This is a genomic window from Spongiactinospora sp. 9N601, from assembly GCF_044326295.1.
Taxonomy (GTDB): domain Bacteria; phylum Actinomycetota; class Actinomycetes; order Streptosporangiales; family Streptosporangiaceae; genus Spongiactinospora; species Spongiactinospora gelatinilytica.
Map to the genome: position 1 here is coordinate 139243 of NZ_JBIRBB010000011.1, position 14222 is coordinate 153464.

The following is a 14222-nucleotide window of genomic DNA, read 5'->3' on the forward strand; positions in this document are numbered from 1 at the left end:
CGTGATCGATGCCGCCCCATGACATCGCGGCACGATCGGGAATGGTAATTTCCGATCATGGCAGACCGCCTGGAGCCCTCCCCCGGGGAGCCCGCCGCCCCGAAGATCGACACGAGCCGCCCGCACTCGGCGAGGGTCTGGAACCACTGGATCGGCGGCAAGGACAACTACCCGATCGACCGGCAGGTCGGCGACCGGATCCGTGAGGTGTTCCCAGGGATCATCGAGGTCGCCAGGCACTCGCGGGCCTTCCTCGGCCGGGCGGTGCGCCACCTGGCCGCCGAGGCCGGAATCCGGCAGTTCCTGGACATCGGGACGGGCCTGCCCACCCAGGACAACACGCACGAGGTCGCCCAGCGGGCCGCGCCCGACTGCCGGGTGGTCTACGTGGACAACGACCCGCTGGTGCTCGTCCATGCCCGGGCGCTGCTGATCAGCACGCCGGAGGGGGCCACCGACTACATCGACGCCGACGTCCGCGACCCCGAGCGCATTCTCGCCAAGGCCGCGCGGACGCTCGACTTCGACCGCCCGGTCGGGCTGATCCTGCTCGGCATCATGGGCAACGTCGCGGACGACGAGGAGGCGTACGCCATCGTGCGGCGGCTGCTCGCCGCCCTGCCGCCGGGCAGCCACCTGGCCCTCAACGACGGCACCGCCGTCTTCGACCAGGAGGGCGCAAGGACCGGCGAGCGCCACCGCGCAGCCGCCGGCGACCCGTACCGGCTGCGCACACCCGAACAGATCGCCCGCTTCTTCGACGGCCTGGAAATGCTGGAGCCCGGCCTGGTCCCGGTCTCACGCTGGCGTCCCGAGGCGACCCCCTTCGGCGCACCGCCGGAGGTCGACGCCTTCTGCGGCGTGGCCCGCAAGCCCGCCTGAGCCTTCCGGGGACGGCCTGTCAGTGCCGCCGGGCCAGGGTGTGCGCGATCAGGCCGCAGGCGGCGCCCACCGCGTACCAGAAGAGGTCCGGTGGGTTGAAGGTGGTGCCGAGCACCAGCCTGGCCGGCAGGCTTTCCTGGGACAGTGCCGCCGGTACGCCGGTGAGCTGCGCGAACTCCACGAGCCAGCTCACCCCGGCGGCCACCAGGGCGGCGACCGGCGGCCTGACCCTCGGTGCGGCCACGACGACCAGCGCGTAGATCAGCAGGGTGTAGAGCGCGTCGCCCGCGTACTTCGCGAAGTCGCCCTCGGCCAGGGCCCTGACCCCGAGCCCGGCCGCCACCGTGACCAACGCCGCCGCACCCGCGGCGAGCCGAGTACGCCCGGCCCCACCGCCCACTCCCGATCCACTCACCCCGGCACTGTACGGCCCGGTCCCCGGTGGAGCGAGGGGGTACCCTGCGCGGGGATCTCAGCGGGCGATCGGCAGGTCATCGGCCTCAGGTGTTCGTAAGGAGTGTCCGCGCAGGGTCCGGGGCAGGGTGGGCCAGGTACACCGGTAGGGCCGTCGTGGTGTCCTGCGGCGGGCCGCGTACCTGCCTCTATGCTCGCCCCCCGGCTCGCGGCGTGGGGGGGTGCCCGACGAGGGGTGATCACCAGGCGGTGCGCTGGCGGAAGCGGCCGGTGATTTCGGGGGCGCCCGGCCTGGTCAGGACGATTCGGGCGACCTCGGCGACGTGGTGGTCCACGGAACTGCCCCATGTCGCGCGTCCCGCCGCGATGAGCACCTGGCCCATCGCGCGGCGCCTGCCGTCGATGGTGACGACGGCCACGTCGTAGACGCCGGAGACCGGCGCGTTGACGATGGTGAGGAAGAGCCAGCTCGGCGCCCCCTGGTAGCCGAAGACCTGGCCGACCCGCTGTCCGGCCGCGTAGACGCCCCCCGCGGTCAGGTACCGGCCGTTGGCGGCCTCCAGGGTGGCCCGGTACCCGGCGGCCAGTGTGCGGTCGGACTCCGTCGCCCGCCACACGCCGCCCCCCGCCAGCGTGGCGACCGCGATCAGGGCGACCAGGACCGCCGCGGGCCGCCGCCAGGCCCGGTCGCCCGGGTCGGCCGGTCGCCGCGTCCGCGGAGGGCCGTCCGCCGCGCCGCGCAGGACCGGCCACCGCCTGGCCGGGCGGCCGTCGCGCGGGCTCTGCCGTACCGGGTCGCGGCGGCGCGGCGGGCGCACGCGCCGCCACCGCCTCCGCGGCTCGGGCCCCTCCGTCCCGATCCGCGCGAGAACCGCGACCTCGAACCCGGCGGGCGGCTCGTACTCGGGCGCGAGCGACAGCAACTCGTCCACCGCGGCGGCGTTCTCCCGCAGGTCGTGGCGGCAGGTGGGACACCCTGACACGTGGCCGAGCGCGCCGGCCCGCTCGTCCCCCGCCGTCGCGCCGGCCGCGAGCTCCGGAATCACCTCCCGGGCCTTGGCGCACGCCGGGTCGTCACTCATCACCGGCCACCTCCATCCGCTCGCGCAGCTTGGCCATCCCCCGTCGCAGCCGTGTCTTCGCGGTGCCCAGCGGTATCCCCTCCCAATCGGCGACCTCCTTGCCCGTCATCCCGTAGAAGACGGTGAGCGCGATGACCCGCGCCTGCTCGCGCGGCAGCGAGTGGAGCGCCTGGCGGACGAACTCCTCGTCCTGCGGCGCGTCCTCCCTGCGCTCACCGTCCAGCAGCTCGGTGAGGAGCCGCTGCGGATCCACCGGGTCCTCCCTGCGTAATCGCAGGGCGTCGACCGCCAGGTTGCGTGTGATCGTGAGCAGCCAGGTGGACACCTTTCCGCGCCTGGCGTCGTACACGGCCGCGTGCCGCCAGGCCCGGACGAACGCCTCCTGGGCGACCTCCTCGGCGACGGCGGCGTCCCCGAGCACCGCGCGCGCCAGACCGAACACACGTGCCTGATACCTGCGGACGAAGGACGCGGCGGCCTGGGTGTCACCGGCCGCCATGCCGGCGAGGAGCGACTCATCGGAAAGTGCCCACACACGGTAATACGGCCCCCGGCTGCCCTATGGATTCGCCAAATGTTTGGAAATTGGCTGACTTGTCATCTCTACGGCAGGTACGTGACCGTGCAGGGAGTGGAGTCGAGGGAGAACCGCTGCGGCCGGGCGTCGGTGCTGGAATGGCGCCAGGCGTACCCGAGTTCGGTCGTCTCGGCGGGCATGATGGTCTCGTTGTGGGCGAGGTTGGACAACGCGGCGTGCGTGCCGTCCTGCGACCACTTCGCGCCCCAGGAGAACTCGATCCGCCGGCCCTCGGGGAGGTCGAGGTGCAGCGTCCATCCCCTGACCGGGGCGGTGCCGGTGTTGGTGAGCTTGATGCCTGCGTAGGACCAGGGGCCGGACCGGCCGGTCGCGTGCTCGACATGGCAGCCGGGGACCGGCAGTCCGACCTGGGCGTGGGCGGTGTACCGGTCTGAGGGAGGGCTCGTGTTGCCCGCCGCGTCCCTGGCCACGATGAAGAAGGTGTAGGGACGGGCGGGGACCAGCCCGGTGGCGGTGTAGGCGGGCCTGGCGGAGGTGCCGTGCAGCCGGGCGGTGCCGTCCTCCACGATGTAGATGTCGTAGCCGGTCACCCCGGTGTCATCGGTGGAGGGCGTCCAGCACATCGGCACCGCGCCGTGGTAGTCGGCGATGCACTCCCAGATGCCGGTGGGCTTGGACGGCGGCAGTTCGTCGGCTGCCGCCGCCCTGGCCGGTCCGCCGAGCGACACCACGAGCGACACCATGAGCGACAGCGTGATCGACACGGTCGCGCCGGTGAGCGTACGGCGTTTCATCAAGCGCATGGGACACCATCCTGTCGGGGGTTCACCTGGGGCGGTCCGAGGTGATCGTCGGCTGAGTGTTCAGGGGTGTCAACCCTGCGAAATTCCCCTATTTCCGCATCTCGCGGTTGAATGGGCCGGTGCGTGAGGAGCGGCTGCCCGGGGGATGGGTGAACGAGGTGGTCCGGGTCGGTGACACGGTCCGCCGCAGGCCGGGGGAGCGGGCCGGTTACGTCCATCGGCTGCTGCGCCACTTCGAGCGGCAGGGCTGGACGGGCTCCCCGCGGCTGCTCGGCACGGACGACGACGGCCGGGAGATCCTCACCTACCTTCCCGGACACGTGCCCTGGACCTCGCCCGCGGCCGGGGTCTCGTCGCCGGAGAGCCTGGCGGGCGTCGCCCGCCTGGTGCGCCGCTTTCACGACCTCACGGCGGGAACCCCGCTGGCCGAGGGGCATGAGGTGGTCTGCCACAACGACCTGTCGCCCAAGAACACCGTCTACGAGGACGACGGCGCGGGGTCGCGGCCGGTGGCGTTCATCGACTGGGACATGGCCGCGCCCGGCGAGCGAGTCCACGACGTGGCGCACGTGTGCTGGCAGTACCTGGACCTCGGGCCGGGGGTGAGCGATGTGGCCGCGGCGGCCCGGGGCGTGCGGCTGATCTGCGACGCCTACGGCCCCATCGAGCGTGGCCGCGTGGTGGACACGATTCTCTGGTGGCAGGACCGCTGCCGGCGCGGCATCCTCGCGGCGGCCGGGGCGGGGGACCCGGCCATGATCCGGCTGCGCGACCACGGCGTCGCCGACGCGGTTCTGGAGGCCCATGACTGGGTGGCCGCCAACCGGGACGCGCTGGACTCGGCGCTCGCCTGAGACCTCCGGTAAATCGGTCAAAATGCGCCAAATAACGAATCAATCGGACGCGAAACGGCTAAGTGCGCGCCGCAGGCGTGTTCCGGCCTGGCTGTGCCAAGTGGCACGGCATACCATCGGGGAATGGCGAATGAAGTGCTTCCCGACCCGGCCACGCCCTTTGGCGAGCGGGTGCGGCGCAGACTTACCGATGACCTCGTCGTCTGGCTCACGACGGTCGCTCATGATTCGACCCCCCAGCCCAATCCCGTGTGGTTTCTCTGGGACGGCGGGGAAAGCCTCATCATCTACAACCGGCCGATTGCGAAACGGCTGGTCAATATCCGCCGCAACCCCCGGGTATCGCTCAACTTCGACAGCTCCGGCGGGCGGGACATCGTCGTGATGACCGGCGACGCCGAACTGCTCGACGAGCCCGCCACCGCCGTGCCCAATCCCGCCTACCTGGAGAAATATCGCGACAACATCGTCCGGGTCATCGGCGACGCCGACAGCTTCGTCCAGGCGTACCCGGTGCGGCTCCGGGTACGCCTGACGCGGGTGCGGGGTTTCTAGACCGCGCCCGGCTATTGCGGCATCCCGGTTTCCGTCCAGTGCCGGAAAACGGCCACCCACTCGGGTGACCAGCCGCCGTCGCACGGCATCGAGCCGTTGCTCAGGCGCTTCAGGATCTCGGCCGAATGGGTTTTCACGTCCTCGTACGACCACAGGTCGAACGCGAACCGCATCGAGTTTCTGTCCATGGCCCTGAACAACGGCTTGATGTGCGCCGCGAACGATACCGGCTCACCCGCTCCGGGTAATGTCACCACCTGCTCTTCCGGTTCTTTTCCGGCCAGCGCGGAGACCCGGGCGCCCGGAGTGGCGTTGCACACCCACCACCAGCGGGGCACCGGCATGCGCTCGGGGGGCCGGGCCCCTGCCTGGGAGTTCTCCAGCGCGATCCGCGACCCCCACTCCAGGTAGGCCACGAAGGCGGCCCGGAACTCCGCGTCGGCGGGCAGCCCCGCCTGCTCGGCGGCCTGGCACATCAGGGCCACCCAGCGGGCGCGCTGCGGCTCGGTGAGCCGCTTGCCGAGGTGCTGGGAGATCATCCGGTCGTATCCGCCGTACTGCTCGCTGTAGGCGTGCGGGCCGCCGAACACCTCGCCCAGCCACTTGGCCACCCGGTCGGGGTGGTCGGGGTGCATGGCGGCGAACAACGGCCCGACGAGCGGGTCCTCCGGCACGTACTTCCCGTAGAACAGGCGGGTCATCCGGGTCAGCGCCGGCAGGCCGCCCGCCCACTCGAACAGCGTCGGCTCGTGGCCGGGGTCCTCCACGGGATCATGGAAGCCCGCGTACCAGTGCATGCCGCTGCAGAAGGGCTTGTTCTGGGAGTGGCCGCAGCGGCAGAGGCTGTAGTGCTCCAGCGACGCCCCCTCGTTGCGCTCGGCGTCGCCGCCGCCCTGACCGCACAGCGGGACGCCGCCGGTGATCCGGTACGGCCCGTCCTTGGAGACCTCGATCGCGGGCTCCCTGACCGAGTCCACCGTCTCCCGCCGCTCGACGCCCCCGAGGGCGAAGCTCAGCGCCCCCGAAGGGCAGTCGCGGACCGCGCCCACGATCTCGTCGAGCCGGCCCCCGCTGGCGGCCACGAAGGGCTCCTTGCCCTGGCGGAACACCGCCGGCACCCGGTCGGTGCAGAATCCGGAGTGGGCGCAGGTGCCGCGGTTGTCCAGTACGGTCAGGCTGACACCTGAACGGCTCTCCCGGTGGTCGGGCACCCGGTTGGGGTCCTTCGCGCCGGAGAAGCCGATCCGTTCGTGGCTGCCGTCGCAGAACGGCTTGGACGCGGAGGCGCCGCACCTGCACAGCGCCACCTGCGGCCCGGCCGGGATGGGACGTCCCAGCCAGTCGTGCAGGGCCGAGACGTTGGTGACGAGGTAGGGCCCGTCCTCGGCCACCTCTATGCCGCCCTCCAGGCCCTCGTGCAGCGCGCGCAGCCGCGCGAGCCGTTCGGCGGCGACGTCGTCCGCGGCGAGGCGCAGGGACAGCTCTTGCAGGGCGGCGACGGCCTCGCGCAACCCGGCGCTCGCGCCGGCGCCCGCCTGGACCCGCAGTCGTGTGGCGTCGACGGCCGACTCCCACAGCCGCGCCTCAAGGGCGGCGGGCGAGCCGTCGCCCAGGGGCGGCGCGGCGATCCCCGAATCGCCGTCCGCCTCGCCCGCCGCTTTCGCCAGCGGGCGGATCACACTGGCCCGAAGCCGCCGCCCGCAGGCCGCCCAGGGCTCCGTTTGTTGCACGCTCTCGAATTCGTGTGCCAAGCGCGTAATATTTTGGAGAAGTGTGCCTAAGGTGTTATCCGTCATAACGTAACCTCGATCGTTCGCGACCTGATGTCCGCCGACGGGACGGCTTACCGCAGTCAATTCCGGGCTTACGGTAGACCGGTCGTCGTGGTGTTGCCCAGCGCGGTGACGGCACTTCATGAGGTCGGCTCAGGCTTCCTGCCATGGAGAATCCGCGTGCCGTCCTGGCATGACTTCGCCTTTCGGATCGGCCGGCCCGCGAAATGAGCCGTGCAGGCGGTTGAGCGAGATGAAGGCGTGCGCCGCCGACACCAGAGTCACGTGCCGGTGCCAGCCGCCGAATGACCTGCCCTCGAAGTCGTACAGGCCGATTCGCCGGCTGATCTCCTCCTGATCCCGGTGGACCTGGCGAGTCAGATTGGCGCACGCCAGCAGCGCGGGAACCGCGGCATTGGTGATATTGGAAACCCAGAACGCGGGTTTGCCCTGTACCGAGTCGCGCCATTCCGCGACGAGCGCCAAGGCCCGCTGCATGGGCGGGACGTCCACACCGACCGGGACGAACGCGCCGCCGGGATCGCTCATCCCGACGTCGGAGTTGGTCAGGCGGTCGGGCAGGTTGACGTGCACGGCCGCGGCGAGCACCCCCTGATGGGTCCCGCGCTCGCCGTCGTGCCACTGCACGACCCTTCGCCGCCCCTTGAGGATCTGGCCCAGGGAGTCGGCCGTGTACTCGTCGTCGGGGCCCCTGCGGCCGGGCGCGGGCCTGGCCCTGACGAAGCGGGTCGCCCGGCTGACCCGGACGATGAACGGGATGTGCAGGCGCTGCAACTCGCCGATGATCTCGCTCGCGTCGGCCTGGCGGACGTCCATGACGGCCGGGCGCACGGGCAGCCCCCAGTCGTTGATCATGGTGATCAGCGCCTCGACCCCGTGCTCCCAGGCGGGGGCGTTCTTGACCTCCACGGGTATCGCGGCCCGCTGCCGCCGGATCGGGTCGTCGGTCCAGCTCGGCGGCAGGATCAGCCGCCAGTCCATCGGGCAGCTCACGCCCGGCTTGACGAACCAGACCCCCAGGGCCTGCTGGCAGTTGACGAGCCGGCCCAGGTGGGTGACGAACTGGGTCTCGACCCCGACGGTGTTGCTGCCCGACTTGGGGATGACGAGCGGGGAGAGCACCCAGGCGGTCGCCTTGAGGTGGCGGCACAGCACCCTCGCCAGCCGGCGGCGCACCTCCTCCCACTCCCAGGTCGACTTGCTGACGAACTGCTGCAGATTCTGCTGGGACGCCGGCTGGTGTGCCGTGGCGGCGATGTTGCGCATCGACTTCCGGCCCGCAGACAGCAGCAGGCCCCGGACGTACATCCACCCCCACCGTCGCTGGTCCCGCCGGCTCAGCGGTGCGAAGAGTTCTTCACAGAACTCCTGCAGGGAATCCTCGCGAACGCGGCCGGCGAGTTGTACGGGCGACTCGGTGATGTGGTGTTCATGGTTGATCGATTGCACACTTGTGTCTTCCTTTCCGGATCTGGCGCGTGCGGGATCGAAGCGTGGCCGCGCCCCGGAAGGAAAACGAAGAAGGGCGGCCCCGGCCTGCGCCACCTCCCCCGCGGACGCCTTGTCGGCCTGCCTGGCTTACAGATAAGCAAAGAAACCCCGTTCTGGCTATATGGCCAGAAGGATGGAGAACCGGGCGATGACCGGATCATGCCCGGTTATGCCAGGTTCGTCCAGTCGAACACTGTACGCCGGAGCCGGCGTTCCGTCGCTAATAGGCGCATTTTCTTCATGGACTAATCCGGATAGGATCTCCGGCGAGCCAATGGGCACGTTCAGAACGCCCGGAAAGCAGGTATTTAATCGGCCACCAAGAGTTCACCTGGAAGTACGCATGGCCCGCTTACCCGTGCGTTCTCGCGAAGTCTTCGCAGTTACCGTGAGCGTGCGAACACCCGCTCGATTTCGGTATAACGGATGCCCATCGGGAACTGCGCGCATGACGAGGGCCGCGATATTCGGGCGGCGATTATCGGCCTTTTCCTACCAGCGCGCGCGGTGCGCCCCGGGGATGGTCGCGGCGAGCGCGCGTATCCGTGCCGCCGCCTCGTGCCCCGGATGGGCGTCCACGAAAACACCCCCGCCGCCCATCGCCGCGAGTTCCGGGACGTACGGCAGGACGGTGAGCGGCGGCGGGACGCCGAAGACCGCCCGCACGTCGCGCTCGACGTCCGGCTCGGCGAGCGCCGCGGGCACCATGTTGACCACCAGCCGGAACGACGATCCGGCCGTCCCCGGCCCTCCCGGCGCCTCGCGGTAGCCGCCCACCCGGTCCACCTGCACGACCGTGTCGGCCATTGCGGTGCTGACCAGGGCCTCGGTGTTGAGTCCGGGAGGTGTGTCGAGCAGCAGCACGTCCAGGTCCAGCAGGTCCACCAGGCGATGGCAGCCCTCGACGAGCAGGCCCGGGTCGTACCCGCCGACCAGCGCCGCCGCCGCGTCCTCGCGGTCCCGGCAGGCCGCCACCGCGAACAGGGCGCCCTCCGCGCCCCCCGCGCCGCGGTGGTGCCGCACGGCCTCGGTGATGTCGCACGCCCCGCACAGGTAGTCGGCCAGCGAGTGCGGGACGCTCAGCCCGAGCGCGGCGGCGAGGCCCGGCGACTGCATCGCGGTGTCCACGACCGCGACCCGCCTGCCGTACCGGAAGGCGACGGAGGCGATGTTCACCACCATGGACGTCTTGCCGGTGCCGCCGTGCGGTGAGCACACGGCGACGATCGGCGCATGGCGTCGGCCCACGGTCTATGGACACCTGCGCAAGGCCAGCATGGTGATGTCGTCGGACTGCGGGGCGCGCCCGCCGTGGGCCTGGACCTCCGCGAGCACGCGGGTCACCGCGTCCTCGGCGGGCGCGCCCGGCATGCCGTCCAGCAGCTCGACCAGGCGCGGCAGGCCGAACATCCGGCCGGCCTCGTCCCTGGCCTCGGTGACCCCGTCGGTGTACATGAACAGCGTGTCGCCCGGGGCGAGCGCGACCGCGGCGATGGTGAACACGGCGTCCGCCCAAAGACCCACGGCCGGGCCGGTCGCGCGCAGCAGGCGGTGCCCGCCCGCCGCGCGCAGCAGGATCGGCGGGTTGTGCCCGCCGTTGATGTAGAGGATCCGGCCCGTGACCGGGTCGGCCACGCAGAAGAAGAGCGTGACGAAGTACGCCTGGCTCAGATGGTTGGTCGTCAGGTAGGCGTTGGCGCCGCGCACCGCGGCCAGCAGCGGCACCGCGCCGATGCCGGGCGAGCCGAGGAAGCCCTGCCTGCCCGGCAGCAGGAACGGCGCGAGCGCGCCGGGCCACCAGTTCAGCGCCGAGTGCCGCAGCAGGGTCCGCATCAGCGCCATGAACAGCGCCGAGCCGATGCCCTTGTCGCACACGTCGGCGACCAGGAACGCCGCCCGCCGCCCGGCGGCCATCGAGAAGCCGTCGTAGAAGTCGCCCGAGATCTCCCTGGCCGGCTCGAACCGCGCCGCCACCTCCCAGCCGGCCGGGCAGGGCAGCTCGGCCGGCAGGAAGCCCTCCTGGATCCGCCGCCCGATCCGCAGGTCCCGCTCGTGCGGCAGGACGGCGAGCGACGGCTCCAGGTCGCCGACCGCCCGGGCCAGCCGCCGCCGCTCGTGGCCCCCGGCCAGGCGATTGCGCACCAGCCCCGGCGTGAACGGCGGCAGGATGTAGTCCAGCCCCGCGTCGAGGTGCGGTTCGAGGCTGACGTGGTCGGCGCCACAGAACAGCAGCGCGCCCGGCGGGTCACCGGAGCGCCGCCACCGGTCCCTGACGAACCCGACCTCGCCGACGGTCAGCTCTGCGTGCAGCAGCAGGAGGTCGGGGTCCAGGGCGTCATGCGCCCCCGCAAGGACCTCCCTGCCCGAGGCGAGCACCGGGCGGGTGCCGCACTCGACCAGGGCGCTCGCCAGTTCGTGCGTGGTGCCGTCGCCGGCGCCGTGCCTGCCGACGACGAGGACCTTCAACCCTTCCATTCTCATCAGCCATCTTCAGCGGATCTCGGCCTCGCACAGCCGGCGTCCGGATCGGCGGACCACGATGATCGTCCGATTCAGGTCGCCGGTGCGTTCGTACATGATCCGGTCGGCGCACATCCGGGCGAGGGTCAGGCCGAAACCGCCGGTCGTGCCCTCCTCCCGCCGCCACACCGCGGCCTGCCGCACGGCGGGCGCCATCCGGTCCCGCCCGGTCGGGTCGAACTCCCCGGCCGTGTCCAGCACCACCACCAGCACCCAGCCGTCGCTGACCGACACCTGAAGCTCGATCTCGCCGGGCGTGAGGTTCCGGAACCCGTGGGTGATGACGTTGGTGACGAGTTCGTCGGTTGCGAGCCGCAGCCGGTACGCGTCTCTTTCCCCCAGATCCGCGTCCGTGCCCGCCTGGCCGACGAACCGCGCGACCTCCCCCAGCGAGGCCACGGTGGCGGGCACCCGAAGTGTCTTCACCGCGCGCCCGCTCAACCGGAGAACGAGGACCGGATCGTGAGGGCGTGCTCCATCCCCGTCAGCCGGATCGTCTCCGCGACGCTCTCGTTGGCGCCCTCCACGATCACCTCGACGTCGTCGCCCATCTTCTGCCGGGCGAAGACGAGGCCGCGCACGCCCGCCGAGGAGATGTACTTCAGGTTGTGCATCGCCAGACAGAGCCGCTCGGGCGCGTGCCCCGCCGCCTGCTGAAGGATCTCGTGGAAGCTCGGCGCCGATGACGCGTCGAGGTCGCCGCTGAGCTGGATGATCACCATGCCATCGTTGATGGTGAGATCGGCCTGGAACATTTCGGTGTCCTTTCCCCAGAAGGTCGCGATGTTCGCGATGTGCCTAGCTGATGCGTGAGCAGAGGACGACGGTCGAGCGCGCGTTCACCCTGATCGAGCGCTGGTCGCCCAGGATCGGCTCCTCGCCGATCGGGAAGACGTCGCCGGGGGCGGCGGCCGAGGTGTCCGCGGCGACCCGCCACAGTGCCCCCTCGGGCAGCCACGGCAGCTCGACCTCGCGCCCCTCCCAGTGCGCGTTGGAGGCGACGTAGACGCAGTCGACGTCGCCTTCCGGCCCCTCCAGCGGGGCGCACCGCATGACGGCGAGCAGCCTGCTCTCCTGTGACCAGTCCGGTGAGTACGCGGCCACGCCGTGCCAGCTGATCTCGGGCAGGCCGGGCAGCACCTCGCGCCCCGTCGGGTGTTCCAGCGCGTGCACCGCGGGATGGGCGGAGCGCAGCCGGGTGAGGTGGGAGGTGAACCTGGTCATCTCCTCGGCCAGGTCGCCGCCGGACCAGTCCACCCAGCTCAGCTCGCTGTCGTGGCAGTAGGCGTTGTTGTTGCCCCACTGCGTGCGGGCCCGCTCGTCGCCGGCCAGGATCATGGGAATGCCCTGACTGGTCATCAGCAGCGTGAGCAGGTTCTTCATCTGGCGGCGGCGCAGCTCGCCGATCTCAGGGTCGTCGGTCGGCCCCTCGGCGCCGCAGTTCCAGCTGTTGTCGTCGTTGCCGCCGTCCCGGTTGCCCTCCCCGTTGGCCTCGTTGTGCTTGTCGTTGTAGGAGACCAGGTCGTGCAGGGTGAAGCCGTCGTGCGCGGTGATGAAGTTGATCGACGCGGCCGGTGAGCGGCCGGCGTACATGTCGGGGGAGCCCACGTAGCGGGTGGCCATCTCGCCGGCCATCCCGGGATCGCCCTTGACGAACCGCCGGACGGTGTCCCGGTACCGGCCGTTCCACTCCGACCAGCGGTGGTAGTTGGGGAAGCTGCCGACCTCGTAGAGCCCGGCGGCGTCCCACGCCTCGGCGATCAGGATGCAGCCGCGCAGCAGCGGGTCGTAGGCCAGCTCCTGGAGCAGCGGCGGGTTGGGCAGCGGCGTGCCGTCCACGTCCCTGGTCATGATCGCGGCCAGGTCGAACCTGAACCCGTCGATGTGGTACTCCACCACCCAGTAGCGCAGGCAGTCCAGGACGAACTCGCGCACCACGGGATGGTTGCAGTTCATCGTGTTGCCGGTGCCGCTGAAGTTGTAGTAGTAGCCCTCCGGGGTCATCATGTACCAGACGTCGTTGTCCAGCCCCTTGAACGAGATCGTCGGGCCCTCGTGGTTGCCCTCGGCCGTGTGGTTGAACACCACGTCCAAGATGACCTCGATGCCGTTCGCGTGGCACTCCCTGACCAGCGCCTTCAGCTCGTCGCCGGCCATGCCGTACCGGCCGCTCGCGGCGTACCCGGCCTTGGGCGCGTAGAAGGAGACGGTGGAGTAGCCCCAGAAGTTGTAGAGCCGCTCCCCGGTCTCCTGGTTGACCCTGGAGTTCTCGAACTCGTCGAACTCGAAGATCGGCATGAGTTCCAGTGCGTTGACCCCGATGGACTTCAGGTAGGGGATCTTCTCCCGCAGCCCCGCGTACGTCCCGGGCGCGCTCACCCCGGAGGACGGGTGGCGGGTGAACCCGCGCACGTGGGCCTCATAGATGATGAGCTGCTCGCGGGGGATGCGCGGCGGGGTGTCGTCGCCCCAGTGGAAGTCGTGGAACATCAGCCGGGAGCGGTGCTGGTAGGGGTCGGACCAGTCGGGATCCTGCCCCCAGACCTCGCGGCCGGACACCAGCTTGGCGTACGGGTCGGACAGGATCCGGTCGGGGGAGCAGTTGGGGTCGGGGCCGCCGGCCCGGAAGCCGTACTCCAGGTCGTCCAGATTGTCCAGGTCGTACACCGTGACCGACCAGATGTGCCCGGTCCGGAACGTGTCCGGGAGCGGCAGCTCCGCGTACGGTTCGCGCTCCCCGCGCTTGAACAGCACCAGGCTGATCGAGGTGGCGTTCTCGGAGGAGACGCTGAAGTTCACCCCGCCGTGCGTGAACGTGGCCCCGGGGAGCAGCGGGTTGCCGTGCCGCACCGGAAAGCCGGAGATCTTGTGTGTCGGGTAGGAGTCGATCCGGTCGATCAGGGGGATCGTCATCATTCCTCCGTGAGCAGCTTCGTGGCCTCGTCGAGGTCTTCGGCGATGGTGAAGAAGCCCAGGAACCCCACCGCGCTCATGATCATGCGGAGTTCGCCGGACAGCCCCACCACGGCCATCTCGCCGCCCGCCCGCTGCGCCTGCCGGTACGACAGGAGCATGACCCGCAGACCTGCGCTGGACATGTAGCGCAGCCCGGTCAGGTCGAGGACGAGCAGCCGCGACCGGGTGAGCGCGGTGCCCACGTGTTCCTGGACGGCGGGGGCGGTCCGGCTGTCCAGATCGCCGCTGAGCCGCACCACGGCCAGCTCACCGGCCTTCGATGTGGTCACGTCGAGCGTTCGTGCCGGCATTCGGCCTTTCACCTGTCCTTCACT

General features: G+C 70.7%; 15 protein-coding genes. 3 read left to right on the plus strand and 12 right to left on the minus strand.

The genetic code is table 11. The features are described 5' to 3' along the window. Positions 1-57: 57 nt before the first annotated feature. On the plus strand, positions 58-882 hold the full coding sequence (locus ACH34R_RS26370) for an SAM-dependent methyltransferase (protein ID WP_397564201.1): 825 nt from the start codon (positions 58-60) through the stop codon (positions 880-882). Positions 883-901: 19 nt separating this feature from the next. Here ACH34R_RS26370 and ACH34R_RS26375 read toward each other — a convergent pair whose 3' ends face one another. From ACH34R_RS26375 to ACH34R_RS26390, 4 genes are all read right to left on the minus strand, one after another. Next, positions 902-1297: a DUF2809 domain-containing protein gene (locus ACH34R_RS26375; protein ID WP_397564202.1), complete on the minus strand. Its 396-nt coding sequence runs from the start codon at positions 1295-1297 to the stop codon at positions 902-904. 238 nt (positions 1298-1535) lie between these two features. Beyond that, complete coding sequence (locus ACH34R_RS26380) at positions 1536-2378, minus strand: hypothetical protein (RefSeq protein WP_397564203.1); 843 nt, start codon at positions 2376-2378, stop codon at positions 1536-1538. Beyond that, positions 2371-2877 carry an RNA polymerase sigma factor gene (locus ACH34R_RS26385; protein WP_111169086.1) on the minus strand — a complete coding sequence of 169 codons (507 nt, stop codon included), beginning with the start codon at positions 2875-2877 and terminating at the stop codon, positions 2371-2373. The genes ACH34R_RS26380 and ACH34R_RS26385 overlap by 8 nt, the downstream gene beginning before the upstream one ends. A 104-nt stretch (positions 2878-2981) precedes the next feature. Next, the gene (locus ACH34R_RS26390) at positions 2982-3710 is read right to left on the minus strand and encodes a cellulose binding domain-containing protein (protein WP_397564204.1); all 729 of its coding nucleotides are present in this window, start codon (positions 3708-3710) and stop codon (positions 2982-2984) included. A 128-nt stretch (positions 3711-3838) separates the two neighbouring features. On the opposite strand from ACH34R_RS26390, the gene ACH34R_RS26395 reads away from it, so the two are divergent. Continuing rightward, the gene (locus tag ACH34R_RS26395; protein ID WP_397564205.1) at positions 3839-4573 is read left to right on the plus strand and encodes a phosphotransferase; all 735 of its coding nucleotides are present in this window, start codon (positions 3839-3841) and stop codon (positions 4571-4573) included. 123 nt (positions 4574-4696) lie between these two features. Beyond that, the gene (locus ACH34R_RS26400) at positions 4697-5128 is read left to right on the plus strand and encodes a TIGR03667 family PPOX class F420-dependent oxidoreductase (RefSeq protein ID WP_397564206.1); all 432 of its coding nucleotides are present in this window, start codon (positions 4697-4699) and stop codon (positions 5126-5128) included. An 11-nt stretch (positions 5129-5139) separates the two neighbouring features. On the opposite strand, the gene ACH34R_RS26405 is transcribed toward ACH34R_RS26400, so the two are convergent. The 8 genes from ACH34R_RS26405 to ACH34R_RS26440 form a co-directional block, all read right to left on the minus strand. Beyond that, positions 5140-6879, minus strand: a complete 1740-nt coding sequence (locus ACH34R_RS26405) for a CDGSH iron-sulfur domain-containing protein (protein ID WP_397564207.1) — start codon at positions 6877-6879, stop codon at positions 5140-5142. A gap of 174 nt (positions 6880-7053) precedes the next feature. Then, positions 7054-8370: an IS701 family transposase gene (locus ACH34R_RS26410; protein ID WP_397564208.1), complete on the minus strand. Its 1317-nt coding sequence runs from the start codon at positions 8368-8370 to the stop codon at positions 7054-7056. 534 nt (positions 8371-8904) lie between these two features. Continuing rightward, positions 8905-9660: a MinD/ParA family protein gene (locus tag ACH34R_RS26415; protein ID WP_397564209.1), complete on the minus strand. Its 756-nt coding sequence runs from the start codon at positions 9658-9660 to the stop codon at positions 8905-8907. Positions 9661-9663: 3 nt separating this feature from the next. Then, on the minus strand, positions 9664-10878 hold the full coding sequence (locus tag ACH34R_RS26420) for a PP2C family protein-serine/threonine phosphatase (RefSeq protein ID WP_397564210.1): 1215 nt from the start codon (positions 10876-10878) through the stop codon (positions 9664-9666). 24 nt (positions 10879-10902) lie between these two features. After that, a complete protein-coding gene (locus tag ACH34R_RS26425; protein ID WP_397564211.1) occupies positions 10903-11358 on the minus strand; it encodes an ATP-binding protein in 456 nt (151 codons plus the stop codon). Positions 11359-11369: 11 nt separating this feature from the next. After that, a complete protein-coding gene (locus ACH34R_RS26430) occupies positions 11370-11687 on the minus strand; it encodes an STAS domain-containing protein (RefSeq protein WP_397564212.1) in 318 nt (105 codons plus the stop codon). A 43-nt stretch (positions 11688-11730) separates the two neighbouring features. Then, entirely contained in the window at positions 11731-13845 is a 2115-nt protein-coding gene (locus ACH34R_RS26435; protein ID WP_397564213.1) for a glycogen debranching protein, read from the minus strand. Further along, complete coding sequence (locus tag ACH34R_RS26440) at positions 13845-14198, minus strand: STAS domain-containing protein (RefSeq protein WP_397564214.1); 354 nt, start codon at positions 14196-14198, stop codon at positions 13845-13847. The genes ACH34R_RS26435 and ACH34R_RS26440 overlap by 1 nt, the downstream gene beginning before the upstream one ends. Between the last annotated feature and the right edge of the window lie 24 nt (positions 14199-14222).

Coding starts and splice junctions, on each gene's coding strand:
- ACH34R_RS26370 (WP_397564201.1), top strand. CDS start 58: ATGGCAGACCGCCTGGAGCCCTCCCCCGGGGAGCCCGCCGCCCCGAAG.
- ACH34R_RS26380 (WP_397564203.1), bottom strand. CDS start 2,378: ATGAGTGACGACCCGGCGTGCGCCAAGGCCCGGGAGGTGATTCCGGAG.
- ACH34R_RS26385 (WP_111169086.1), bottom strand. CDS start 2,877: ATGGCGGCCGGTGACACCCAGGCCGCCGCGTCCTTCGTCCGCAGGTAT.
- ACH34R_RS26390 (WP_397564204.1), bottom strand. CDS start 3,710: ATGAAACGCCGTACGCTCACCGGCGCGACCGTGTCGATCACGCTGTCG.
- ACH34R_RS26400 (WP_397564206.1), top strand. CDS start 4,697: ATGGCGAATGAAGTGCTTCCCGACCCGGCCACGCCCTTTGGCGAGCGG.
- ACH34R_RS26430 (WP_397564212.1), bottom strand. CDS start 11,687: ATGTTCCAGGCCGATCTCACCATCAACGATGGCATGGTGATCATCCAG.
- ACH34R_RS26435 (WP_397564213.1), bottom strand. CDS start 13,845: ATGACGATCCCCCTGATCGACCGGATCGACTCCTACCCGACACACAAG.
- ACH34R_RS26440 (WP_397564214.1), bottom strand. CDS start 14,198: ATGCCGGCACGAACGCTCGACGTGACCACATCGAAGGCCGGTGAGCTG.